The organism is Paraburkholderia sp. D1E, from assembly GCF_052682275.1.
Window position 1 is genome coordinate 6,298,659 of record NZ_JBQYMB010000001.1, and the last position, 24,503, is coordinate 6,323,161.

Below are 24,503 nucleotides of genomic sequence, written 5' to 3' on the forward strand. Positions count from 1 at the left end.
CGGACGAACGACCGCAATGCAGAATCCCGTGATTGTCGATGCCATTCGTAGCCCCATGGGCCGCGCGAAGAAAGACGGCGGTCTCGCCGACGTGCACGCGGTCGAACTGTTGTCGCAGATACTGGCAGCGCTGGTTGGGCGCAACCGGCTGGACCCGGGCCAGGTCGACGACGTCATCGCCGGTTGCGTCAGCCAGTACGGCGAACAGGCGGCCACACCCGGCCGCATGGCCTGGCTCGCGGCAGGCTTTCCCGAACACGTGCCCTCGACAACCATCGACCGCAAGTGTGGCTCGAGCCAGCAAGCGATCCACTTCGCCGCTCATTGCATCCAGGCGGGGGCCTATGAGATCGCGATCGCATGCGGCATCGAGTCGATGAGCCGGGTGCCGATGGGATCCGCACGCGGCAGCATGGATCCTTACGGACCGTCTGTGACGTCGCGCTACTCGCCTGGCCTCATTTCGCAGGGCGCTGCGGCCGACCTGATTGCGCATCGTTACCGCCTCACTCGTCGGGAGCTCGACACCTTCGCGGCGCAATCGCATCAGCGGGCGCTCGCGGCCGTGGAGAGCGGAGCCTTCACGCGCGAGATTCAGCCTATCGCGACGCCGTCAGGCATGTTCGAGCGCGACGAGACGATCCGGCCAGGCACTTCGGTCGAGAGCCTCGGCACGCTTGCACCGGTGTTTCGAACCGATGCGCTCGCTGACCGCTTCCCCAACATCGACTGGCAGACCACGGCGGGTAACTCGTCGCAGATGAGCGATGGCGCGGCCGCTGTGCTGATCATGAGCGAGCGCGCCGCGTCCCGTCTGGGATTACAGCCGCGCGCGCGCTTTGTAGCGTTCGACGTTCGCGGAGATGACCCGCTCGCCATGCTGACCGCACCCATTATCTGCACGCGTCGTGTCCTCGCGAAGGCCGGGATGAGCATGCACGACATTCAGCACTTTGAGATCAACGAGGCGTTCGCCTCGATTCCACTCGCGTGGCAGCGTGAAATCGGCTGCGAGCCGGAACGGCTAAACCCACGGGGCGGCGCCATTGCGCTAGGGCATCCGCTGGGGGCCTCCGGAGCACGTCTGATGACAACTATGCTGCACGCGCTGGAAGACAACAGGGGTCGCTATGGGCTCCAGTCGATGTGCGAGGCAGGGGGTATGGCGAACGCAACCATCATAGAAAGACTGTAAGACAGCGCCTGTTGCAAGTGTGAACGACGCGATTCATTGCAAATGTACCTGGCGCAACCGGACGGGAACGCCGACTATCAAGAGAGTGGACGAAATGAGTAAATTTCTGTTGTATGAGCAACAGGGTCACGTGGTGACACTCACCATGAACGAGCCGGAACGCCGCAACCCGTTGACGGGCAACACGGCGGTGACGGAATTTGTCGAGTCGATCGAACGGATTCGTCGCGACACTAGCGTACGGGCGGTGATCGTCACGGGCGCGGGCAGTGCGTTCTCGTCGGGCGGCAACGTGCGCGATATGGAGCGTCAGGCCAGTGGCGAAGTGTCCGGCCTGCAGATTCGCGCGGATTACCGCAACGGTATTCAACGTTTGCCGCTCGCGCTGTTCAATCTGGATGTGCCGGTCATTGCCGCTGTGAATGGCGCGGCGATAGGCGCGGGTCTCGATCTGGCCTGCATGTGCGATGTGCGCATCGCGTCGGAGAAAGCAAAGTTTGCGGAGAGCTTCGTCAAGCTCGGCATCATTCCCGGCGACGGCGGCGCATGGCTGCTGCCGCGCGTGATCGGTCTGTCGCGTGCCGCCGAACTGACGTTTACCGGTGACGTGATCGACGCGGCCACAGCGCTGGAATGGAACCTGGTTTCCCGCGTTGTTTCGCAAGACAAACTTTTGCCCACGGCCCATGAACTCGCTGAGCGCATTGCAGCCAATCCGCCGCATGCCGTACGGCTTGCCAAACGTCTGCTGCGCGAAGCGCTGCACACCCGGCTCGATACGCTGCTCGAACTCTCGTCGACGTTCCAGGCGCTCTCGCATCAGACTGCCGACCACCGCGAGGCCGTGGCCGCCTTCATTGAGAAGCGCAAGCCGGTGTTTTCCGGCAGTTAGCAGAGCAGTTTTCTGCTGCGCACGAACGCAGGTCTATCCGAATCAGGAGCTGTGGTTTTGGACAATGTATTGAACGTATTCCGTCTGGCGGTATTGCCGCCGGAGGCCGAGGCCTTCCGCAATGAGGTCAAGGCGTTTCTGCGCGAGAACATGCCGGCAACGGCCGCCGATATTCGCGCCCGCACGTGGATGGGTTTTAACGCCGGCTTCAGCCGCCGTCTTGCCGAACGCGGCTGGGTGGGCCTGACGCTACCGGACGAATGCGGTGGTGCGGGCATGGACGCGTTCCACCGCTTCGTGCTCGTCGAAGAACTACTTGCGGCGGGAGCGCCGGTTTCCGCGCATTGGATTGCCGATCGTCAAAGCGGGCCGCTCATTCTGAAGTTCGGCACCGAGACGCAAAAGCGCTTCTACCTACCGCGCATTTGCGCCGCGCAGGCCTTCTTCTGCATTGGCATGAGCGAGCCGAACTCCGGCTCGGATCTCGCGAGCGTACGCAGCCGCGCCACGCGTTGTGACGACGGCTGGCGCCTGAGCGGCAGCAAGATCTGGACGACGAACGCGCAACACTGCGATTACATGATCGCGCTGGTGCGCACGTCGGGCGTCCCCGAGGATCGTCAAAAGGGGCTGTCGCAACTGATCGTCGACTTGAAGGCGCCGGGTGTGATGGTTCGCCCGATTCAGGACCTCGCAGGTGATGCTCACTTTTCCGAAGTGACCTTCGACGATGTTTTGCTATCCCCCGACGCGTTGATCGGCGAAGAGGGCAGTGGCTGGCTGCAGGTCAATGCGGAACTGGCGTTCGAGCGTAGTGGCCCTGAGCGGATCTATTCGAGCGTGGTCTTGCTCGACCTGTGGCTCGCGCACCTGCGCAAGACCGTAGCGAGTGCCGCCGACGTTGCACTTGCCGGACACTTTGCGACGCAGCTCGCGACGTTGCGCAATATGTCGATCGCCGTCACGGCCAAGCTCGCCCGAGGCGAGAGCCCGGTGGTCGAGGCGGCGGTGGTCAAGGACATCGGCACGGAATTCGAACAAGCCATACCTGCGGCCATCGAGGCAGCGATTGCAACGGGTCGAGATGCCGACATCGACGGTGAGCTGTATCGGGCCGTCGCGTATCTCAGCCAGATCGCGCCAACCTTTTCATTACGCGGCGGTACCCGGGAAATCCTGCGCGGGATGATCGCGCGCGGCCTTGGCCTCAGATAAGTCACTGCGTCCCGTTACCCCGTTTGAAAGAGAACAGAGCCTATGTTTGTCGAAGCTATCGAAGCGATTCTGGTTGATCAGTGCACCCCACAGGTGATCCGTGGCATCGAAGGCGGCAGTTCGCCTGCGCCTTTGTGGCGGGCCATATCCGAGTCGGGGTTTCTCGAATTGCTCACGCCGGAAAAACTGGGCGGCGCCGGGCTGACGCTCGATGCGGTGTTTCCTGTGATCGAGTGCCTCGGCCGCCATGCGGTGCCCGTGCCTGTCGCAGAGGGCATATTCGCTCGCGCGCTGTTGGCGCCGCAGGACGTATCCATCCCGGAGGGGATGATTACGTTTGCCTCCCGCTATGCGGCGGCGAGCGATGGCTCCGCGCAGAGTCCGTTCACGCCGTACGGGCTCATGGCCGACGCCGTGCTGGTCGAGCATAAGGATGACCTGTTGTTGCTGTCGTGCACGAACGCGACTCGGCACGCCACAGGCGTACATGGAAGCTTGTGCGCATCGCTCCATTGGAACGAGCGCACCGCGCCGCTCGCACGCATTGTCGGCGCTGCCTCGCGCTTGCGCGCCTGCGCGGCGATCGTCAATGCGGCACTGCTGGCGGGCGCGATGAACCGCGTACTCGACATGTCGCTCCAGTACGCCAACGACCGTTCTCAGTTCGGCAAGCCGATTGGCAAGTTCCAGGCGATCCAGCAGCAACTGGCGGTAATGGCAGAACATGTCGCCGCAGCGAACATGGCCGCCGAACTGGGCTTTCGCGCGAATGACGGCTTGCCCGACCCGCTGCGGGCAGCCATCGCCAAGGCGCGAACCTGCGAGGCCGTGACGCCTGTCGCCGCGACCGCTCATGCGCTGCACGGCGCCATGGGCGTGACCGAAGAATACGACCTGCAACTGTTCACGCGTCGCATGCATGAATGGCGGATGGCGCATGGCGCGGAGCACGAGTGGAACAGGTTGGTCGGCGAAGCGCTATTGGCAAGCGGCCAGACCACAGGCGATTTCGTTCGCGAAGCCGCGTAACGCGTGGTGGGCAACATTGGCATAGGTAGGAATGCAAGAAAGGATTGAGTTGGAGCGCTTGCCCCCTGCACAATGACTGACCTTCTGTTTCACCGGCAAGCAGGGCTCGTGGCTCGCAGCGTATAGCTGCGATATCGCGCGCGCCGTTGTCGCGCCTTTTGGCCCCCTTCCCGCTGACGGGGGCGCGGTCGATCTCACGCGCTCGAACTAACGACAAAGCCCGCCCAGCACTGAACGGGTGTCGTCCCGTGCGGATGACCGCCGCTGGAAGCTACGTTCCGGTGCGAACACGCCTTTCCCCCGCACAGCAATTACGCGCGATCTCTATTCTGCTGCGTACTCACGAGCAAGCTCAACAAGCGAGTCTGCGCGCCGCCGTCTGACGGCAGCGTGATTCGTCGATTCCTTGTTTCATGCCTATATATACCTTATGGTATTTAATAATACTTGTAAGTATACTATTCTGGGCGGACATGAATGCCGTGTTCGAGGTCTCGCAGGCAAGCGACTTGACGCCGACCTCAGAAGACTTTGGCTCCTGAGTACGACGTAGAGGCGGCCGCAATCGACACGCCGTGCATGACGTAATGCTGCCCTGCGCCATTTCGCTATCGGACACCCTATGTGCAACGGAAAACATCATGATTAACGGAAAGAAACTGAATATTGCAGTTATCGGTGCCGGCGCGTCCGGCATCATGAGTGTCATTAAGCTGCGTGAGATGGGTCAGACCAATGTACAGGTTTTCGAAAAGGCTCAGGATATCGGCGGCACGTGGCGCGACAATCGTTATCCTGGGATCGCGTGCGACGTGCCATCGCATCTTTACCGCTTCTCCTTTGCGCCCAATCCCGACTGGACGCGTGTCTGCGCTTCCGGAGAAGAAATCCTGCGCTACCTTCGGCGCGTGTATGACGAGCGCGACGTGGGCCGCCACGTCACGTTCAATGCCGAGGTGACCGAGGTGCACTATCTGAAGGGCGCATGGACGTTGAAAACCACGGGAGGAACGTATGGTCCGTTTGACGTGCTGATCACGGCGATGGGAATTCTGAGGTTTCCCACCATGCCGGATATCGCGGGACTCGCCAGCTTTGAGGGAACCATGTTCCATACGGGGCGCTGGCGAGACGATGTGAGTCTTGAAGGCAAGCGCGTTGGCATCATCGGCACCGGGTCCACGGCTACTCAGATCGTATCTGCTATCGTCGGCAAGGTTGGCAAATTGTTGCTGTTCCAGCGCACACCGCAATGGATCATGCGCTTGCCGAATACCGAGATTTCGCTGGAGGAGCGCGAGCGTTTCAGGCGCGACCCCGAGTTGCTGGAACAGCATTACCAGGAGCTGGGCCACGAATTCAACAGCAAGTTCGCGGCGGCCGTCGTGGGCCAGAATCCCCGCGTGTACGAGTATATGGAACAGATGTGCCGCGAGAATCTCGAAACCAGCGTGACTGACCCGGTATTGCGCGAGAAACTCCGCCCGAATTACAAAGTAGGCTGCAAGCGGTTAGTGATGTCCGACACCTTTTATACCGCTATCCAGCACTCCAATGCCGAACTGGTAACGGATCGGATCGAGTGCGTTGAAGCAGGCGGTATCCGGACCGTGGAGGGGCGCCTTTATGAAATCGACGTGCTAATACTCGCGACTGGCTACGATGCGCATTCAACGCTCTTCCCGATGAAGGTGACCGGGCGCCACGGCCTAACGATCGAAGAAGCATGGAAGCAAGCGAACGAGGCCTATCTTGGTGTCACCATTCCCGGGTTCCCGAATTTCTTCATGATCGGGGGGCCCAATAGTCCAATCGGGAATTTTTCGTTCCTCATGACAGCCGAGCGCCAATGCGAATACGCCATTTCGATGATCCAGTTTCTCGCCACGAACCCCGTAGTTGCCGTCTCTCCAAAGCTGGAGGCAATGCGTAACTTCAATGAGTCGGTGAAGGGGCAGATGAGTGAGACCGTGTGGGCGAGCGGGTGCAAAAGCTGGTACATGGACCGCAACGGCAATATTGCGTCGTGGCCGTGGACCTATGAGCATTTCGAGCAACTCATGAACCATCCCGATTTGGCGCATTTCGAGCAACTGGACTCGACGCAGGCGTGAGCTGTCGCCAAGTCCGATCTGTATGGGCTGGACGCGTTTTCTACCGGTCGGGTTTTTCTGCTACGCTATCGGCTTCGCTGCGTCGGGGAGACTGCGCGACGTGGCACGATAACCAAAAAAGGGGCTTCGATGAGCAGCCGCTCGACTGACATTAATGGACGCGCCATGAAGGACGAAGTGATTGAGTTTAAGCGGGAGCGGATTCTGCAAGAAGCCGTTCCGCTGTTTGCCGAACACGGCTTTCAGGGCGTGAGTATCGATACGATCGCCAAGCAGCTGAACGTCACCAAACCGTTCATCTACACATACTTTGAAAATAAGCACGCGCTGCTCGAGGCGATCTACGAGCGCGCAGTCGAGTCATTGCTGGACGGGGTTGATCAGGTCTTCGCGGCTGATCGCCCCGCGCCGGAACAACTGAAGGCGCTGGTTGAATACTATGTGCTCGAGAATCTGAAGAGCGCCAACCTGACTTCCATTTTCCTCACTGAGGAGAAACACCTCTCTGAGGAATCGCAAAAAAGGGTGCGCGAGAAACACCATCTTTTCGACAACAAGCTGACGAAGTTGCTGAAGAAAGGGGTGAAGGAAGGCGTCTTCCAGATCGATGACCCGGTGCTGGTTTCTTTCGCCATCAGCGGAATGGTGCGCTGGGTGCACCGTTGGTACAGTCCGGGTGGTCGTCTGAAGCCCGAGCAGCTTGCGAGCAAGCTTGCAAAACTGGCGCTGAATACTGTTTGCTACGATCCGGCGCGCAGCGATAAGTGATCGATGCAAGCGGGTTCGACCAGTAGCGAGAGTGCGGCTCGAACCCATGCTCCCGTACCCGCCGGGCATCGCCATCTTTACATCGCAGGACGCCGGCGGGTTCGAGTCGGGTCGGTCCTGTCATCTTGTCTGCACGCTGTCGTGCACACCCAACGAATGCTCCCAAGTATTGTCTGAAGCCAAACGGACGCAACGCCTGCGTTACGCACGATCTCACCCCCTTTCTAACAATAGCAAAAACGCTTGCCGTAAAGCGGTAACCATTTCGCGATCCAATGACGGCGCTGCGGCAGCTTGCACAAAATGGATCCGACAGCGATTTCGTCAACAACGGCCTAATAAAATTAGTACTGAACCATACTTCCTCACCTTGGTGCAACGCCAGGGCGCAGCCGAGGGTGAACTCGTATTTTAGACCGTAGCAGTGACTGATCCGGCGCGATTAAAAAGCCGCTCCGTTCGTTCCTTTGATCAGCAAGTCTGTCGTTTCCCTCGCACTATCGCACAAGACAATCCCGCATTTCACGCTAAACATATTTATTGTGGTATGAGTGTATTCCCTATGGAATTAAAAAATACTCATGAGTATTATCAATGGGAAAGCTCCTCGCGCAGTCCATGTCCAAAGGCTCGCGCACTCATGGGGCCGGTCAATGTTTGCGAGGGGAGAGACTGCTCGAATCATGACGGCGGCGATATCGATGTCTCGCTCATGTCCACGTCCGCGGGTTGCACATTAGGCGAAAAAATAAGGGGTAATTGAATATGGTTGTTCCGGAGAATGGTCCGAAGGTGGCCCCCACCACGATTGGGGCAGCGTTGGCCGGCACAACCGGTCGTTATCCAGATCGTGTTTTCCTGAGCGATGGCGATCGCGCGTTGACGTTCAGAGAGGCGTCTGCGCAGATCGACCAGATTTGCCGCGCATTACTCGCGTGCGGTCTCAAGCGGCACGACAGGCTTGCGCTGTGGCTGCCGAATTCTCCGGAATGGGTACTGCTCGCGCTGGCGTGCGCGCGTTTGGGCATTTTGGTTGTGACCGTCAATACCCGGAACAAGGCCGAGGAAACGGCCTATGTACTCGCGAAGTCGCGGGTCAATGCGGTGGTCATGGTCGACCGGTACTGGAATATCGACTATTGCGCATTACTCGCGCAGGCCATTCCGTCATTTTCCGCGACCAACAGACTCGCGCGCAATGCCGCGGCGTTACCTCATCTCGACCATGTCATCGTGCTTGACGGCGCGACGCCCGACCTAGGCATCTCGCGGTGGGTGGGGGGCGTCACGGCGGTTGGGGATGACGTGCTCGCTCAGGCGCAGGCCTCGGTGCTCCCCAGCGACCCCGCAATAACCGTATTCACATCGGGCACAACGGGGTATCCCAAAGGTGCCGTTCATAGTCACATCTTTCTGCTCAACGCGTTGAACGTTGCGCGCGAGATGCACATGGAACCAGGCGATGTCATCTTGGGGCACATGCCGTTTTTCCACGTAGCGGCCCTTGTCACCGCGCTGTTTCCCGCATTGCTGATTGGCTGCACGCTGGTAACGGTCGCGCATTGGCAACCGGAGACCGTCGCCCATCTGATCGCCGAGCGACGGGTCAGCATTTTCGGCGGCATCCCGACGCACTTCATCGACTTGGCGGAAATCGTCGAACGTGAGCGTCTGGACACGTCCTGTCTGAAGAGCGCGTGGATCGGCGGAGCGAATGTTTCTTCGGAGGTTGCGAGGCGGGCGAAGCAGGTGCTGGGCCTGGACGCACTGCAGGCTGCCTATGGAATGACTGAGACCAGCGGGTGCACGGTGCTGAGCCGGTTCGAGGATCCGCTCGACGTGACCTGCGATGGCAAGGGAGTGCCCGTCGGCGAATTCGAGGTGCAGGTGGTCGATCCCGATACGGGCGCGGCGCGCCCCACGGGAGAGAGCGGTGAAATCTGGGTGCGGGGCCACATTGTGATGGACCAGTATCTGGACGACCTGGAGGAAACGGCCAAGGCGATCACGAAGGACGGCTGGTTCAGGACCGGCGACCTAGGCCGCTTCGACGAAAAAGGCTACCTCAAAATCACGGGCCGTTTGAAGGACATGTTTATCGTTGGCGGAAACAACGTCTATCCTGCGGAAGTCGAACGCTGCCTTCATCTCCTGTGCGGTGTGCGCCAGGCGGTGGTCGTAGGCGTGCCCGACGTTCGTCTCGGGGAGGTGGGCTATGCCTTCATCGAATCCGACGGGTCGGTCGATTTGACGGCGGAGCAGATTGTCAGCTTTGCGAAGCGGCACCTCGCGGATTACAAGGTCCCGCGGCACGTTGCCTTCGTTGAAGAGTTTCCGATGACAGGCTCGCGCAAGATTCAGCGGCACACCTTGGTGGTCGATGCCGCGAATAGGCTCAGAAACGCGCAGCACGCCTGAATGGGTGCCCGGTTCGAACGCAGCGGTGTGCACGGGCAGGGGCATTCGTTGCCCGGCCGCCGTTTGCGAAGCAATAGCGGCGCATCAGACATGGAGTATACCGAGAGATGGTCTGGGTACCTGAAGGTCATTTCGATCGGCATCTGCCACTCGGCTTGTTGACCGGTTTTCTGGGCAGCGGCAAGACAACCTTACTCAATCAGCTTCTACGCGACCCGCGCATGGCTGATACGGCGATCGCCATTAACGAGTTCGGTGACGTCGGGCTCGATCAGCATTTCGTCGAAGGGCAGGACGACGATGTAATCCTTCTCGCGAACGGTTGCATGTGCTGTCTCGCCGGCGAGCAGATCGAGCAGTCGCTCGCCCGTATTTTTCGGCGCAGCGCCACAGGCGAACTGCCGCAGTTTAAGCGCCTGCTGATTGAAACTTCGGGACTTGCCGACCCCGAATACGTTCTTCAGTCTATTCTCGACAACCCGGTCATGTCGCGCTTTCTATGGCTCGACAGCATTGTTACGACCGTCGATTCATTGTTCGGCTTGCAGCAGATCGATCAGCATCACGAGGCGGCGAAGCAGGCACGGCTGGCGGACAAGCTCGTCATCACCAAGGCCGATATGGTCGACGCGGACGCACTCACCGAGCTGCGCGACACGTTGGGCGCGCTAAATCCGCGCGCCGCGCAGATCACAAAAACCGATGACGAGGTCGACCTGAGCACGTTGTTCTCCGCGACTTTTTTCGATGAACGCGAGGACGTTTCATTGCTCGGCAACTGGGCGGAGTCCTTTTTGGCGTCGCGGGGCGACAGCCGTCATGCCTATACCGACACCCATGCGCATGCGCATGGTCAAGCCTGCACGCACGCCTGCAAGGCGGCCTGGCACGGCTACAAATCCGAGCGATCACGGCATGCGCGGCACGCGAGCACCGTAACGTTGACGGCCGACTTTCCACTGGAATGGCACAGTTTCGTGCTTTGGTTGGGCAGTGAGCAACGACGGTATGGCGACAGATTGCTGCGCGTGAAGGGCATTCTGAATGTCACGGGAACTGCCGACCCGGTCGTTATCCATGCTATCCAGTCGGTTTTGCACGCACCGGTTTCGTTGAAGAAGTGGCCGCAGGGGCGGATTCAGTCGAATGTCGTATTTATTCTGGACGGACACGATCACGATTTGCACGGGAGCTGGGCCGCGCATCTGGATACCTTGCGCAATTGATCCGCGCGGAAACTGGAGCTTCCCGCATTGCCCGTGAATCGCGACGGCGAGGCGCCCCGTTCGTTGCCCATACTGTGTTGCCGGCTGTGCCGTGCACATTTTCACCGAACCGGCTTTTCATATTTATTTCACCTTGACAGAAAACTATCTTGTATAAGAATATACCAATCAGTATCTAATGCTACGGTAAGCTGCGTTACGGCCGTGGCATAAGACAGGGTATGACTGCCGGCGCCGAAGCGCGATCGTCGGCGCTCACGTCGATGATGATGGAGAGAAACCGAAATGAGAGTGGATTTGCTTTATGCCCTGACGAATCGGTCGGGCGATATGTCCTGGGGTGACGTCCTGACGGCTACGCGCCAGCACGCGGTCATGGCTGACAAATTGGGCTTTGACGGTATCTGGCTTGGCGAACACCATTTCGATACTGACGGCACCGACGCCTGCGCGAATCCCGTCATGCTCGCTGCCGATATTGCGGCGCGCACCGAGCGTATTCGTATCGGGTTGGCTGCGGTGCAGTTGCCGCTTTGGCATCCTGTGCGTCTTGCGGAGGACCTCGCAATGCTCGACCACTTCAGTGGCGGCCGCCTGGAGCCCGCCTTCGCTCGCGGCATCGTGGATTTCGAGGTGATGAATCTCAATCCCGAGGCGGATCGCTGGAGCGCGGGACCGTCCAAAAGCGAGGCGATCTTCGAAGAAAACTTCGAAATCATGCGCCGCGCGATGACCATGGATCCCTTCAGCTACAAGGGCGAACGATATACGTTCCCCCATCCCGGGCTGAAATTCAAAGCCGCAATGGGGGCGGTCGAACACCCCGGTTATGTTGACGAGAATGGCTTCATGAAGGGTTTCGGCATCGTTCCGCAGCCCGTCCAGAAACCCACGCCGCCAATGTACGTCGTCACCGAAAGCATGTCGGGGTTCATGGGGGCCGCGCGGCGAGATACCGGTGCAATCACCTGGTATCCGACGGGGAAGGGGCTGAAGGATCTGTTTGCCGCATACCAGAAGGAGTTGACCGAGCGCCACAATAAGCAACTGGCGCTGGGTGAGCGCTGCGCGGTCCTGCGTCTCGCTTTCGTTGCCAAAACAGATGAGGAAGCGCGCCGCGTCACAGAATCATCGGTGGTGGCCTTTGCCGAGTACGTCAACAAAGTACGGCGGGCGAACATGTGGCTCGACATCGACGAAGACCCGAACGATCCAAACCTCGCGAAGATTCCGATGTACGACCTCATGATGGAGCGCGATCACCTCATGATCGGTTCTCCTAAAACCGTCATCGAACGGATGCGCCGGCTTTCGGAGACTCACAATGTGAAGCACTGGTTATTGCAGATGGGCTTCCCTGGCATCCGCGGGCCCGAACTGGAGTCGTCTTTGCAATTGTTCGGGGAGGAAGTTCTCCCGGCGCTGCGCAAGTTCTAGAATGTTCGTGACGATTTATCTTCTTCAATTTTAATAACTTCGAACTACTAATAAAATTTCTGAGAACACCATGACTATTCAATATCTGAATCCACGCGGCGATCCATATCCGAAGTTCGGCCTGAATCCGGGTGTCGCCGCAAACGGCATGGTCTTTGCGGGCGGCATGGCGCTCGACCTGCACACGCTCAAGCGTCTTCCTGAGGCCGACACGATCGCGAATGAAACGCGCCTCGCGTTAAAGGAAGTGGAGGATGTGATTGCGGCCGCCGGCTGCACGATGAAGGATATCGTCAAGGTGACCTGCTACCTCGCGGACGATTCGTATCGCAAGGAGTTCTGGGAAGCCTACACGGAAGTGTTCGCCCCCGGTCCTTATCCGGCGCGCTGCACGTTGGTGGTAGGTATCGCGGGCGATTGCCGGGTTGAACTGGACGTGGTCGCCGTGCAACCCAAGGGGCGCGCTAATGCCTGATCGGCCATTCACCGATTGGCATACCCATATCTACCTGCCTGAACACGTCGGTCCGGTCTGGACCGATCGCGGGCTCGAGATGGTCGGGCGCAAGGCATTCGGGGAGGCTGATCCGCAAACGCATACGCGCACGATGGAGGCCGCGGGCGTCTCCCGCTTCGCGATTGTCGGCCTGCAAATCGCCAATATGGGCATGCACATTCCCAATGATTTCATTGGAACCTACCTGCACGCCAACAAGGACCGCGCGATCGGGATCGGCAGTGTGGACCCTACTCAGCCAAATGCGGCGGGAAATCTGCGCGTTGCGGTTAAGGAGTGGGGACTGCATGGGGTGAAGATTTCACCGCCTTACCAAGGCTTTCATCCCCATTCCGAAGAAGCGTACGCGGTCTACAGGGCAGCGGCCGACCTCGGCATCTTCCTGATGTTCCATCAAGCGAGCGTGTTCTCGCCGAACGGCTTCCACGAATACGCGAGTCCGTCCTTGCTGGACAAGGTAGCGAGAGAATTCCGCAGCACGAAGCTGTTGCTTGCGCATTTCGGAAAACCGTGGATGAACGAGACGGTCGAGTTGATGATGAAGAACCGCAACGTCTACGCCGATGTGTCGACGCTTCCGCTCAAGACTTGGCAAATGTACACGGGTTTGCGTCTGGCAATCGAGGGGCGGGTGACCGATCGCCTCGTTTTTGGCTCGGACTTCCCGTCGTTCAATCCCCGCTCTGCGGCCGACGATTTCCTCGCGATCAGCGAGCTGGCGATGCCGCTTCCGATTCCACGCGCGGACGTGGAAGACATTCTCTACAACCGGCCTTTTGAAATCATGGTGCCATCATGACGCGATACTTGAATCCACCAGAACTTGGCGACTATTCTGCTGCCGGCCTATCTTCCGGCACCGCGACGGATCTCTTTGTCTATGCCGCCGGGTTGGCACTCGATCCTACGACCATGCGTCGACGCGTCGACGCGGCTTCGATCGGCGATGAGACGCGTATCTGCCTCCGGAACATCGAGACACTTCTCGCGGAGGAGGGTCTGACGCTACGCGACGTGGTCAAAACAACCTGTTACCTGCGCGACGAATCCTATCGTGGCGAATTCATTGAGGCATACCGCGAGAAACTCGGCGCGGGGCCCTATCCGGCGCGATGCTCCTTCGTTCTCGGTATTGCTTCGGACCTACGTGTGCAGATCGAAGCGATTGCAGCAAGGAATATCGACTGACCGACGCGTGAAGTACGGCCGCTCGGTTTCCTTGGGAGCGCATTTGCAATGCTGCGCACATGCGTGGCGTTTCTCCGGCGGGGCAAAAATTATGCGCCATGCAGGTTGAAATGCCCGCCATTCAGATCATCCATCCATCGGAAAGTGGATCCCATGTCAAAAGAAATTTATTGGGTCTTTAGCATTTCGGTCAAAGTCGGACGATTCGACGAGTTCAAGCGACTGGTCGGGGAGGTGGTTGCGGAAACCCGCAAGGAGTCGGGTGCGCTTGCATACGAGTACAGCGTGGATGCTGATCAATCGACAGTGCATATCTTCGAACGCTATCGTGATTCCGCCGCTGCTATCACGCACATCGATCAAACCTTCGTTCCTTTTGCAGAACGCTTCCTGTCGCTCGTGACGGTCATGGGCTTGGTCGTTTACGGTGCGCCGGACGATGTGGTTCGCAGCCGTCTTGACGGGTTCGGCGCAGTCTATATGAGTCTCCTTGACGGTTTGTCGCTGTCCTGAACCCTAGTATACGAGGGCGTCAGGCTTCTTCACCTTCGCATGAGACGCCCGCCTTGGAAATCGTCTTACTGCCTATTGCTCACTCACGCCTGCGCCGGAATTAGTAGGTCAAACATGTTTTCGACGGCGTGCTCATACGCTTACTGCACATAAGAAAAAGGTGTCACCATGAAGCGACAGATGCATTTGATTCCTGTGATGCAGACAGGGCCGCTGGTTGGATCCTGGAGGCATCCGGAAGCCGAAATTTCATTTCTGGATGGAGGGTGGTGGGGTTCGATTGCACGAACGCTGGAAGCGGCCAAGTTCGACGCGATTTTTTTCGCAGATGCGCTGACGTTTTATAACGATGAAATGACACGCAAAGGCGGGGATATCTACCTCCTCGATCCCGTGCCCCTGGCTGCGTCGGTCGCTCAGGCCACCACGCGTCTGGGCATCGGCATCACGATTTCCTCCAGTTTCCTTGAGCCATATGGCGTCGCTCGCGCACTCGGCACGCTGGATGTGTTGAGTAAGGGACGCATGGCGTGGAATGTGGTGACCTCCGTTTCTGATCAGGAGGCGCAGCGCTTTGGCAAACCCAAGCTTCTGCCCAAAGATGAGCGATATGACCGCGCCGATGAGATGGTCGAATCCTGCATGCAACTGTGGGACAGTTTCGCTGCGGATGCTTACCTGGCCGACCGGAAGCGAGGCGAATTCATCGACCCCGATAAACTCAAGCACATCGAGTACATCGGGAAGTACTTCAAGACGCAGGGGCCACTCACTGTTCCGCCAAGCGCCCAGGGAAGACCGATGATCATGCAGGCAGGGTCTTCGGAGCGCGGCCGGCAATTCGCGGCGCGTTGGGCTGAGATTCTCTTTACCTACCAGCGCACGGAGGCCTCGATGAAGGCGTTCCGTGCGGATATGGACCAACGGATGGCGCACCTCGGCCGGGCGCCGGAGGACTGTGCGATTTTGCCTTCCATCCAGGTGATCATCGGGGAGACTGAACGCATTGCCGAGGAAAAAAGACAGTATTTGTACTCTCTCGTCGACGATGACGTTGCACTGGCGCGCACGTCCATGGCGACAGGTGTCGATCTCACCAAGGTATCGCCGCACCAGAAGTTGACTGATCTCGACGTGGGTACGGGATCGACAGGCGCCCTCGATGTAATGGTCAACGCAATGGCGGGCGACAATCTCACCGTGGTTGAGGCCGCCCGGCGTTACTCTGTGAATGCCTTATGTCCTGAACTTATCGGCAGGCCGGAACAGGTCGCCGACCAGATGCAGCAGATGTTTGAACAATGGGGGGCTGACGGTTTTATCTTGAGTCCTCACGTCATGCCTTCTTCGATCGAAGAATTTGCACGCGCCGTGGTGCCGCTTCTCCAGGAGCGTGGGATTTTCCGGGAGGACTATGAGGGCACGACACTGCGTGATCATCTGAAGCAGGGGAGCAGGTAATTCGAGGCCTGCGGCTGGAAAGTCGCAGGTCGGCTATTCATTCTGAGTTTGACTGCGCCTGCTTCTCGTGGGTAACACTCGTGTACCGGGTGCCAGAAGGCATTCTGCCGGCGTCAAGCGCGATTCAATCCCGGCGCGTTCCCTCGCGCGTCAGAGCGTGAAGCCCGTCCGTGATCCATCGCCGGCGCACGCGAACTGCGTGCGGGCACGGCCGTAGACGAAATCCCCTGTTGCGGGATTAGCCGACCTCGTTCGAGGCCGGTGATCGGTATCCTATCTCGACCCCTGTGAGAGCCCAAATGCTGCTCGTTCGTCTCTGGACGCGCCGGTTGACTTCGTCACGGAGTGTGCCGCGCGACCGCGCGGCTCGCACGCCAAATGTTTCTTGCAAATACAAATTCGTATACGTAAATTCCTTATGGATTAAAAAAATACTCATCAGTACTATTTGTTGTACGGTGTCATGCTGATTGCGAAAAGATCGGATACTGGCCAACTGCGTCGGCGTGGGAAGCGCCACCCGCGATGTCGGTTACGGATAGATAGCCGCTGCCGTTAGGTGTTTAGACGATTTCACCAAGGAGAATTGCCATGAAGTTCAATCGAATGTCTTTCGTTATGGCTGCAGCTGGCCTGCTTGCGGTCAATGCTTATCCAGCGTCGCAGGATGACATTTCCCGTCTCGGTCGTGATCTCACCCTTGTGGGTGCCGAGAAGGCAGGTAACGCCGACGATACGATTCCCACTTTCTCCGGTTCCGAAACGGCGCCGCCGGGGTGGAGTTGGGGAAAGCCCCGCGTCGCTTACTGGAAATACAAGGATGAAAAGCCGCTTTTTGTCATTGATGTCTCGAATGTCGACAAGTATGCAGACAGGCTGGCTCCTGGTCAGATCCAGATGCTGAAGCAGGTGAAGGGCTATACGATGCCGGTCTATCCGAGCCATCGCGATTGCGGTCTTCCTGATTTCGTTACGCGAAACACGAAGGAGGGAGCGGGGAAATCGACAATCGGAAAGGACGGTTGGTCTCTCGCCAGTGCGGTGTTGCCGGGTGTGCCTTTCCCTGTGCCGAAAGCCGGTATCGAGATCGTATGGAACTGGCTGATGCGCTATCAGACGGCGGGGCAGGAATGGACGAATGGCAACGAGTACGTTTCGCCCCGTCCAGGCGGCAGTGAGCCTATCAAACTGAGCTACAAAACCACCTATTACTATCCTTGGGCAGAGGAAGGGCAGCACTCGCCACAGGACATGGGCGGCTTGCAGAACGGGAATTACTACGGCTACGCTACCCCCGCAGCAATGGCAGGCCAAGGCGTGATGCAGCGCTACTATTTCGGTAAGGAAACGGATTCCTGGTACTACTTCACGGGCCAACGACGCGTGCGTCGCCTGCCGAGCTATGCATACGATGCGCCTCTTATCGGCTATGAAAATCAGTATCCGGCGGATGCATCGTGGGTATTTTCGGGTACGCCAGATCGCTTTGACTGGAAGATCGTCGGCAAGAAAGAGGTCTACATTCCGTATGACAATTTTGTGGCGCAAGACTTCACCCGAAAGCTGGAAGATGCGACGGGGCAAGGTGCGGTGAACCCGAATTTCCGTCACTACGAACTGCACCGGGTATGGGTCGTCGAGGGAACTGTGAAGGCAGGTATGCGTCACTCCACGCCGCGTAAAACCCTCTATGTCGATGAGGATAGCTGGCTGCTGGTGGTCGGCGACGATTACGACGCGCAGGGCAAGATCTGGCGGGAAAAGGAAAACTTCATCGCCCCGCAATGGGAAATCCAGGCCTGTACGCCGATCGCGGGTGTTTTCAACGACATGACAAGCGGCCGTTATGTGCTCGATCAGACCGTGCTTGGAACAGGAAAGGATGTCCGTTTCTTTCCTCCAGGCACCCATGATCCTCGTCTGACCGACAACTATTATACCGGCGAGAATCTCGGCACGATCAGCGAACGTTGATGAGTTAACCGTCACTGAATTCGCGATCCTTGGATCGCTAATTCCTGAGGAATACAGGTGGAGTTGATTGAATTTTTAGACACATCTGGAACGTATAAATAAGGATTACGTAATAATATGACAAAAAGAAAATTATATGGAAATGCCATTTTTTATAATTCGGAATCGTGATCCCGGCTCGCTTGTTCATTGAGCGCATACACCTTTTCACGGTTTCACAAGTACCCGGTATTTCATTGGTTTGCCTGGATACCAGCCAGCTGCACGGTCGCGTATCCGCTCAAGTAAATACGCCGTGGCTTGACCTTTGATCCGGATACCTATCGCCGCCGAATTGGTGAATGCTGCGCATTGCGGCTTCTCCGCATGAGCACGGAGCGCAGCTGGCGGCGCTCCGTCGATAGGGAATTGGGGGGCTGGCCACTCTAAAACTATTTAGATGGTGGATTGAAATGAACGTAAGTAAAAAAGTTCCGCTATTTGGAGTCACGCTTTGCAGCGCGCTCGCGATGGGGCAAGCGCACGGGTACGAGTTCGATACAGGACTGGGCGATCTTCACGCCTCCTGGGTTTCCAACCTTACGGCCGGCGCCGGTATACGGACCGAGTCACCGAGCTGCTCGCTCACGGGCGATCCGAATTCCGCCGGCTGTGGCGCAGGTGCCAATGTCGCGCAATGGGGCGCGGGGGATGCGGGCGACCTCAATTATCGGAAAGGGCAACCGTTCACGACGTACGTGAGCGCAACGAGTGAGTTGTTGTTCACAATGCCAGCCGAAGGTTACAAGGTTATGATTCGTGGCACGGGGATGTATGACTTTCTCGCCGGGGACACCGCGAGAACGCCTCTCTCGAGCACGGCTAGCGCACAGGTGGTCTATAACGCGCAACTGCTCGATCTATGGGTTGAAAAAGACTTTACGCTCGCGGGTTCCGCTGCGCATGTTCGGCTGGGAAATCAGGTCATCAACTGGGGTGAGAGTTATTTTGCGTCGGGCGGCATCAACGCCACCAATTCGCTCGATATCCAGAAGCTTCTGATTCCCGGCACGCAACTCAAACAGGCGCTGCTTCCTGCGCCGATGCTGAGCTTTGCGACCGGTCTGCCGGCCGGCTTCAGTACCGAGGGTTACTATCAGTTCCAGTGGAACGGAAACCGGTATCCGCCTGTCGGTAGCTATTGGTCGGTCACCAACTCCTTCGGCCGTGGTGTTTGGCCGTATACGGGCAGTACGAACAATTACAATGTCAGCGGGCCTGATGCGGGAACCATTGCCGGTTCCAACTCGGGGAATGCCAATACGATCTCCGGGATCAATACCGGCCTCGTGAATGGTGCGTATTCCGGCGCACCGTACAATTCAATCGGCTATCCGGTAGAGACGCAATTGCCGTCGAAGTACAAGCCTCAATTCGGGATCAAGTTCAACTACAAGCCGACAGCCATCGACGCTTCGTTCGCGTTTTATTACGAGAACTACACCGACAAGTCGCCGGTGTATTCCTCGATGGCGAGCGGGACAATCCAGTATCAATATCTTGAAAATCGTCAATTATTTGGTGTGAGTTCGAATTTCGCATTGGGAGACTGGGCGATCGGAACTGAGCTTTCATACCGTCCCAAGGACGCGGTCGCGCTGTCGAGCTGCTTCGGCGCCGGCGGCCTGCCCGATCTCAACACCAATAGCGTAAGCGGGCTGAACTGTCAGCAGTGGGTCGACAGGAAGAAGTTTCAGTACGACATCAACGGTCAATTGAACCTTACCCAAAGCAATTACCCATTCTTGAAACTGATTCATGCAGACATGGCTGTCCTTACAGCTGAGCTGACCTGGATTTACTACCCCGGTCTCAGTTCCGGTGGCGTCACACGTACCGTCAACGGAACCACCGTGACACAACTGCCAGCGGCAGGTTATAGCGCGTGGCTGAACAACGACTCCGGCGTGGGTTATCCGATCATCGCAGCGCAAGGCACGGCGAGCTCGGTGGGGGCGACGATCGATTTCAACTGGACCTATGACGGAAGCGTGATTCCCGGCTGGCAGATTACCCCCGGCGTGACGTTCTCAGACGCACTCTACGGCTATACCCCGACATTCTCCGCGAACTATATGCAGGGAGCCAAATCCGTGAACGTCTATGTGCTGTTTAACCAGAACCCCGCTGTGTGGCAGGCAGGCATCAATTTCACGGCGTTTTTCGGGGGGCACGATACCGTTGGTCAACCCTATGCCGACCGCAATTTCGTGGGGATGTTTGCAACGCGAAACTTTTGAATCAGTGAAGGGCATTAGACGTTGAACCGGCCGCGCGTTGTCTCACTGCGCGCGTCGGTGACCGGGTAACGAGCAGAATCGAATCCGATTTCTGGAGAAATGGCTATGCAGGGGCAATCTGAAGTGGCATTGGAGAGCGTGGCGGAGTCGGTCGGTAAGCCATCTGCTTCTGACTCGGCGCCGGCGTTGATCCTGATTCTGGTTTCGTTGGTGTATGTGGTCAGCTATATGGATCAACAAATTTTTCCGCTACTACTTCCGGAGATCAGCCGGGAAATCAAGCTGACCGACACGCAGATTGGTCAGTTGACGGGTCTTGCCTTTCCGGTGATCTACGGCATTGCAAGCGTTAGCGGCGCTGTTGCCGCGGACCGTGTCAATCGGGCGAAGTTGATTGGCTACTCGACAATCCTGTTTTCCGCAATGACGGCGGCTTGCGGGATGACGACTGGCTTCGGGTCAATTTTCTTGACCCGTCTCGGTATTGGGCTCGGCGAGGCTGGCCCCACCCCGCCGTCGCTCTCACTCATCGCCGACAATTTTGAAGGGTCTAAACGGCAGATCGCCAATTCAGTCTATGCCGCGGGGGCAGTTTTCGGCATGCTGGCCGCCTATATCCTGATAGGGAACGTTAGCGCTGCCCATGGTTGGCGCATCGGCGTTTATACAGCCGGCGCACTTGGGCTGATTGTGGGTCTAGCCGTTTTACTGTCCATGCGAGACCGTGAACGCAGTTCGCCGCAAGCAATGAGTTTTTCGGATTTCAAGGACTTTCCGGCGCTGTTCAGGATTCCGATCTTTCGCTGGATTGTCGCGGCAGGCATGTTTCATACGAATCTGACCGAATCCAGCGTTCAGTGGTTGCCATTGTTTCTGACGCGATCATTGCACATGAGCGAGGCGGAGATCTCATGGTTTCTCGGTCTCAACTACATCATTCTAGGACTCGCGGGGATTTTGATTGGCGGCACTATTGCAACGCGGTTGCGGCGCAAGTCGGTGGGGCGCCCCCAGTTGTTCGGCTGTGTAGTGGCAATCTCCATAACGGTGGGTTATGTAATCGCGCTGCTGTCGCTAGAGAAGAATATCTCCGAGGTGAGCCTTGGCGTCGTTATCCTCTTGAGCATCTCGAACTATGGGTCGTTGCTTGCGTTCATTCAGGACGTGACACCTGACGATGGTCACGCCAAGGCAACCGCCGTCGCGTTCTTCCTCATGAACCTGGCGTGGGGCGCCGGTTCATTGGCGATTGGCGTCCTCAGCGATTACCTCGCCTGCTTCTGCTACTACATGGCAGCACGTCATGGCGATCGCGATGCAGCACGTTACGGCAATAAAGCTCACGTCTGAGCCGGCATCTCCACGGTTTTGCCGTGTACAGATTTAGGGATTTTCATTCATTAATACTTTTGCCGAGCGAGGTGATTATGTTAGCAGCGAGTCAAAGCTTTGTAGCCCAGGTTTCCACCGAGGCATTCCTAACCGATTTCTTTTACATTTTTGCCACGATGGGTGCCTTCATTGGTCTTCTGGCGCTCATTCTCCTTGATGGCAGCCTGGTCCAGCCGAAAAATCTGGTGGATACATTCGTGCAGAAACTCACGAGTGCGTTCGTGGGCGGCGTGGCGGTTCTGATTGCGGGCTATGGTATCTGGAACTGGCAGTTCGACCAGGCGTATGGCGTGCCTGATGCATTTCGTCAGTCGCTGTCGGACTGGTGGATACTTGGACCGAACATGCGAACATTTGCACAGAACGTCGACCCCAAGGTGCTAGCGGGTGCTGACGCTCAGCAGATCTTCAACGTTTTCTTCTTTGCGTTTGCCGCGTTGATTGGTGCGTTTATTCACGGCATGGGCATCGAACGACTTAAGCCGATCGCTTGCTACATCATGTCGGCACTGGCGGGTGGCGTTCTGATGCCTTTCCTCGCCTATCTGACTTGGGGTCCAGTGGGACCACTGACGAACCTCGGGCTGCACGATTTTGTCGGCTGCTTTGGACTCTATATGAACGTCGGTGTATTGTCGTTGATCCTGGCGTGGCGGCTCGGGCCGCGTATCGGATCGGAGGGCGGCTTCAACATCACGCTCCTGGCTGCCGGTGCCGTGCTGCTCATGATAGCGATTCCGATCTTCGTGATCGGTTGCGGCTATTTTGAACCGGGAGTGGGGTACTTTGGAATTAGCAATACCTCGTCTGGTCTGGGGATTGTATTTTCAAATGTATTTGTCGCTTTGAGCGGTGGGGCGCTGGCCGGTGCGGTGATTGCCTATCAAAAACATAACCCGCTCTACATTTTCTTTGGTCCTATTGCCGGCTATATTGCCTGCACCGCATCGCTTGACATTGCGGCGCCTTGGCAGTGTTTTGTTCTTGGCCTTGTGGGACCATTCGTCATGCTGTTGGGCGGGACTGTCATGACGCGGCTTAAGATAGACGATCAGAAGATCGTGCCTCTGGCACTGGGGCCGTCGATCCTCGGCGCTCTTGCGGCTGGTGTCATCGGATCGGGGTTGCCGACCGGGGGTATGCCCGGACTGACCGGACACTATGCATTCCAGCATGCGCACATAAGCTTGGGCATGCAGGTGATCGGTACACTGGTGACGTTGGGCTGCAGCGGCGTGGCCGGGTTGACCGTCGTGCTGATCATTGAGAAAACGATCGGGCTCCGTGTTGACCGTGCGACGGAGCAGGCAGGCCTGGACCACGAGTTCTGGACACCTGGCTCGCCGTTGCCGGTAGCCCTTCCTGCTGAGAGCGCCGTGCACGAGGCCTTATAGCCCGCGATATCGGCCGGTCGCAGACAGACTGGCGGCCCACTGCGCGGGGCGGCGGCAAACGGCGCACGATGGTTTAATCATGCGTTCGCACAAACTGCGAAACGATCGAAAACGTAGGTTACATCTTCGTCCACACGCTCTGACTGAACGACGTCGTCGAAAAATTGTTTATTGGATATTTTCTGGCCACTGACGATCCCTTGGATGGAGAGGTTCGATCGCAGTACCTAAGTTGGCGCGCCGCGGCGGAGTGTCGTCAGTCGATGCTAGCCGACGCAGCGTGAAGACGGCGGAGGGGGAGGCGGGAAGCGGCGATCGCTGTCCCGGAAAGTGGCCGCGCCCAGAACGAGTGGCATGCATGCATTGTGCGGATCGACTTGTCTGAGTTCTTTATGTCAATGCGGTGCTGGTTCGTCGATACGAACAACGCGCGATGAAATGCGGTTTCGGCCCACTGGCCGGCGCGGCAGGAGACTTATGCTGGCGACAGGGAATTAGGAAGGTCGGGTAATGTGTGCACGGCGCTCGGCGTGCCGAAGTGCTCGATAGATTCCCGCTACTGACGGCAGCAAAACCCAGCTTCGGACAAAAAACGCCCAGTCCATCCGGCCCGGGCGTGCGGAGACTGAGGCATCAGTACAATAGAAGAGGTCCGCTCTAATACCAGATACGGACCTGTTTCGGGATGCTGGGCCGGGTGGCTGAGTTCCTACTTGCCAGATTGCGACGTGCTGCCGGTATCGGCGCCGTAAGCAGTGTTGTTGCTATTCTGTTGCGAGACAATGGCTTCAGCGTTCTGAATGTTTGCCGGGTAATGCATCCAGTCGCTCGGGTTGTAGCCGGCTTTTTCAAGCTGAGCAAGTTCTGCGCGGACTTGCGCACGCGTCACCGGCTGGCTCGACTGCGCGAAGGAAGCGAGCGGCGTGGCAATGAGGGCGGCGACGGCAACGGCCTTGATGATCGACTTCATGATGACTACCTCCGGAGCTTATTCTGATATGAGCAACAAACCCGTATGTCCGTTGCAGAAAGAAGTAGTTTAGGAGCTGGGTGGGATCAGGGTAAGTACCTAAATCAGGGATAAACTGTTGCGAATTTTGAGATAGTCGGGTTCGGCGCGTGCGCAGATATGTTTTGGTCGGCAGGGGCGACAATGGCGTGACAACGAAGTCGAGCGGCCAACCTGCGGGCCTTTCAGGCCACACCTAGCGCCAGTGTGGCGAGCTGGATAGGTAACCGGCGTTCGATTCTGGTTGTGCAGAATGAGGGGGAGCGGCCTTTTGGTGAGTGGTGCTGCGCGGCATCCTACTTCGCAGCGGAGCGTCGAACCGGGAGATATCGGAGAAATTGTTCCTCTCCGAAAACACGGTGAAGTTTCACCTGAAGAATCTCTATCTCAAACTGGAGGTTAAGACCCGCGCTCAGGCCATCCTCAAAACCCAGCAGGACATGCGATGAAAACACCGTCCCGCCTGTCATCCCTCCACGTAC

General features: G+C 57.8%; 20 protein-coding genes. 19 read left to right on the forward strand and 1 reads right to left on the reverse strand.

Annotation, left to right across the window (positions count from 1 at the left end; genetic code table 11):
• The first annotated feature begins 16 nt into the window (after window positions 1–16).
• From ACUN0E_RS28430 to ACUN0E_RS28515, 18 genes are all read left to right on the forward strand, one after another.
• On the forward strand, window positions 17–1,195 hold the full coding sequence (locus ACUN0E_RS28430) for a thiolase family protein (protein ID WP_445568670.1): 1,179 nt from the start codon (window positions 17–19) through the stop codon (window positions 1,193–1,195).
• Window positions 1,196–1,289: 94 nt separating this feature from the next.
• Complete coding sequence (locus ACUN0E_RS28435) at window positions 1,290–2,087, forward strand: crotonase/enoyl-CoA hydratase family protein (protein WP_445568672.1); 798 nt, start codon at window positions 1,290–1,292, stop codon at window positions 2,085–2,087.
• Window positions 2,088–2,144: 57 nt separating this feature from the next.
• A complete protein-coding gene (locus ACUN0E_RS28440; protein ID WP_445568673.1) occupies window positions 2,145–3,302 on the forward strand; it encodes an acyl-CoA dehydrogenase family protein in 1,158 nt (385 codons plus the stop codon).
• Between the two features lie 42 nt (window positions 3,303–3,344).
• Complete coding sequence (locus ACUN0E_RS28445; protein ID WP_445568674.1) at window positions 3,345–4,331, forward strand: acyl-CoA dehydrogenase family protein; 987 nt, start codon at window positions 3,345–3,347, stop codon at window positions 4,329–4,331.
• 641 nt (window positions 4,332–4,972) lie between these two features.
• Window positions 4,973–6,445: a flavin-containing monooxygenase gene (locus ACUN0E_RS28450; RefSeq protein WP_445568675.1), complete on the forward strand. Its 1,473-nt coding sequence runs from the start codon at window positions 4,973–4,975 to the stop codon at window positions 6,443–6,445.
• A gap of 165 nt (window positions 6,446–6,610) precedes the next feature.
• Window positions 6,611–7,213, forward strand: coding sequence for a TetR family transcriptional regulator (locus tag ACUN0E_RS28455; RefSeq protein ID WP_445568676.1), 603 nt, complete (start codon window positions 6,611–6,613; stop codon window positions 7,211–7,213).
• 792 nt (window positions 7,214–8,005) lie between these two features.
• Window positions 8,006–9,631, forward strand: coding sequence for a class I adenylate-forming enzyme family protein (locus ACUN0E_RS28460; RefSeq protein ID WP_445568677.1), 1,626 nt, complete (start codon window positions 8,006–8,008; stop codon window positions 9,629–9,631).
• Window positions 9,632–9,738: 107 nt separating this feature from the next.
• Window positions 9,739–10,857 (forward strand): CobW family GTP-binding protein, encoded by a 1,119-nt coding sequence (locus ACUN0E_RS28465; protein ID WP_445568678.1) that lies wholly within the window; start codon window positions 9,739–9,741, stop codon window positions 10,855–10,857.
• Window positions 10,858–11,142: 285 nt separating this feature from the next.
• Window positions 11,143–12,294: an LLM class flavin-dependent oxidoreductase gene (locus ACUN0E_RS28470; protein ID WP_445568679.1), complete on the forward strand. Its 1,152-nt coding sequence runs from the start codon at window positions 11,143–11,145 to the stop codon at window positions 12,292–12,294.
• A gap of 70 nt (window positions 12,295–12,364) precedes the next feature.
• Window positions 12,365–12,769, forward strand: coding sequence for a RidA family protein (locus ACUN0E_RS28475; RefSeq protein ID WP_445568680.1), 405 nt, complete (start codon window positions 12,365–12,367; stop codon window positions 12,767–12,769).
• Window positions 12,762–13,610: an amidohydrolase family protein gene (locus tag ACUN0E_RS28480; protein ID WP_445568681.1), complete on the forward strand. Its 849-nt coding sequence runs from the start codon at window positions 12,762–12,764 to the stop codon at window positions 13,608–13,610. Before ACUN0E_RS28475 ends, ACUN0E_RS28480 begins: the two co-directional genes overlap by 8 nt.
• Window positions 13,607–13,999, forward strand: coding sequence for a RidA family protein (locus ACUN0E_RS28485; RefSeq protein WP_445568682.1), 393 nt, complete (start codon window positions 13,607–13,609; stop codon window positions 13,997–13,999). Before ACUN0E_RS28480 ends, ACUN0E_RS28485 begins: the two co-directional genes overlap by 4 nt.
• 153 nt (window positions 14,000–14,152) lie before the next feature.
• The gene (locus ACUN0E_RS28490) at window positions 14,153–14,512 is read left to right on the forward strand and encodes a putative quinol monooxygenase (RefSeq protein WP_445568683.1); all 360 of its coding nucleotides are present in this window, start codon (window positions 14,153–14,155) and stop codon (window positions 14,510–14,512) included.
• A 168-nt stretch (window positions 14,513–14,680) separates the two neighbouring features.
• Window positions 14,681–15,973 (forward strand): NtaA/DmoA family FMN-dependent monooxygenase, encoded by a 1,293-nt coding sequence (locus ACUN0E_RS28495; protein WP_445568684.1) that lies wholly within the window; start codon window positions 14,681–14,683, stop codon window positions 15,971–15,973.
• A 591-nt stretch (window positions 15,974–16,564) separates the two neighbouring features.
• On the forward strand, window positions 16,565–17,947 hold the full coding sequence (locus ACUN0E_RS28500; RefSeq protein ID WP_445568685.1) for a DUF1329 domain-containing protein: 1,383 nt from the start codon (window positions 16,565–16,567) through the stop codon (window positions 17,945–17,947).
• A gap of 452 nt (window positions 17,948–18,399) precedes the next feature.
• Complete coding sequence (locus ACUN0E_RS28505; protein ID WP_445568686.1) at window positions 18,400–20,226, forward strand: DUF1302 domain-containing protein; 1,827 nt, start codon at window positions 18,400–18,402, stop codon at window positions 20,224–20,226.
• A 105-nt stretch (window positions 20,227–20,331) separates the two neighbouring features.
• Complete coding sequence (locus ACUN0E_RS28510; RefSeq protein ID WP_445568687.1) at window positions 20,332–21,576, forward strand: MFS transporter; 1,245 nt, start codon at window positions 20,332–20,334, stop codon at window positions 21,574–21,576.
• Between the two features lie 77 nt (window positions 21,577–21,653).
• A complete protein-coding gene (locus ACUN0E_RS28515; RefSeq protein WP_445568688.1) occupies window positions 21,654–23,012 on the forward strand; it encodes a hypothetical protein in 1,359 nt (452 codons plus the stop codon).
• A gap of 709 nt (window positions 23,013–23,721) precedes the next feature.
• Here ACUN0E_RS28515 and ACUN0E_RS28520 read toward each other — a convergent pair.
• A complete protein-coding gene (locus ACUN0E_RS28520; protein ID WP_445568689.1) occupies window positions 23,722–23,982 on the reverse strand; it encodes a DUF4148 domain-containing protein in 261 nt (86 codons plus the stop codon).
• A 320-nt stretch (window positions 23,983–24,302) separates the two neighbouring features.
• On the opposite strand from ACUN0E_RS28520, the gene ACUN0E_RS28525 reads away from it, so the two are divergent.
• Window positions 24,303–24,470, forward strand: a complete 168-nt coding sequence (locus ACUN0E_RS28525) for a helix-turn-helix transcriptional regulator (RefSeq protein ID WP_445568690.1) — start codon at window positions 24,303–24,305, stop codon at window positions 24,468–24,470.
• Window positions 24,471–24,503 lie beyond the last annotated feature (33 nt).

What these genes read in the sequence shown, in the direction of transcription:
- ACUN0E_RS28430 (WP_445568670.1), top strand. Translation starts at nt 17, where the DNA reads ATGCAGAATCCCGTGATTGTCGATGCCATTCGTAGCCCCATGGGCCGC.
- ACUN0E_RS28435 (WP_445568672.1), top strand. Translation starts at nt 1,290, where the DNA reads ATGAGTAAATTTCTGTTGTATGAGCAACAGGGTCACGTGGTGACACTC.
- ACUN0E_RS28445 (WP_445568674.1), top strand. Translation starts at nt 3,345, where the DNA reads ATGTTTGTCGAAGCTATCGAAGCGATTCTGGTTGATCAGTGCACCCCA.
- ACUN0E_RS28450 (WP_445568675.1), top strand. Translation starts at nt 4,973, where the DNA reads ATGATTAACGGAAAGAAACTGAATATTGCAGTTATCGGTGCCGGCGCG.
- ACUN0E_RS28455 (WP_445568676.1), top strand. Translation starts at nt 6,611, where the DNA reads ATGAAGGACGAAGTGATTGAGTTTAAGCGGGAGCGGATTCTGCAAGAA.
- ACUN0E_RS28465 (WP_445568678.1), top strand. Translation starts at nt 9,739, where the DNA reads ATGGTCTGGGTACCTGAAGGTCATTTCGATCGGCATCTGCCACTCGGC.
- ACUN0E_RS28470 (WP_445568679.1), top strand. Translation starts at nt 11,143, where the DNA reads ATGAGAGTGGATTTGCTTTATGCCCTGACGAATCGGTCGGGCGATATG.
- ACUN0E_RS28475 (WP_445568680.1), top strand. Translation starts at nt 12,365, where the DNA reads ATGACTATTCAATATCTGAATCCACGCGGCGATCCATATCCGAAGTTC.
- ACUN0E_RS28480 (WP_445568681.1), top strand. Translation starts at nt 12,762, where the DNA reads ATGCCTGATCGGCCATTCACCGATTGGCATACCCATATCTACCTGCCT.
- ACUN0E_RS28485 (WP_445568682.1), top strand. Translation starts at nt 13,607, where the DNA reads ATGACGCGATACTTGAATCCACCAGAACTTGGCGACTATTCTGCTGCC.
- ACUN0E_RS28490 (WP_445568683.1), top strand. Translation starts at nt 14,153, where the DNA reads ATGTCAAAAGAAATTTATTGGGTCTTTAGCATTTCGGTCAAAGTCGGA.
- ACUN0E_RS28495 (WP_445568684.1), top strand. Translation starts at nt 14,681, where the DNA reads ATGAAGCGACAGATGCATTTGATTCCTGTGATGCAGACAGGGCCGCTG.
- ACUN0E_RS28500 (WP_445568685.1), top strand. Translation starts at nt 16,565, where the DNA reads ATGAAGTTCAATCGAATGTCTTTCGTTATGGCTGCAGCTGGCCTGCTT.
- ACUN0E_RS28505 (WP_445568686.1), top strand. Translation starts at nt 18,400, where the DNA reads ATGAACGTAAGTAAAAAAGTTCCGCTATTTGGAGTCACGCTTTGCAGC.
- ACUN0E_RS28510 (WP_445568687.1), top strand. Translation starts at nt 20,332, where the DNA reads ATGCAGGGGCAATCTGAAGTGGCATTGGAGAGCGTGGCGGAGTCGGTC.
- ACUN0E_RS28515 (WP_445568688.1), top strand. Translation starts at nt 21,654, where the DNA reads ATGTTAGCAGCGAGTCAAAGCTTTGTAGCCCAGGTTTCCACCGAGGCA.
- ACUN0E_RS28520 (WP_445568689.1), bottom strand. Translation starts at nt 23,982, where the DNA reads ATGAAGTCGATCATCAAGGCCGTTGCCGTCGCCGCCCTCATTGCCACG.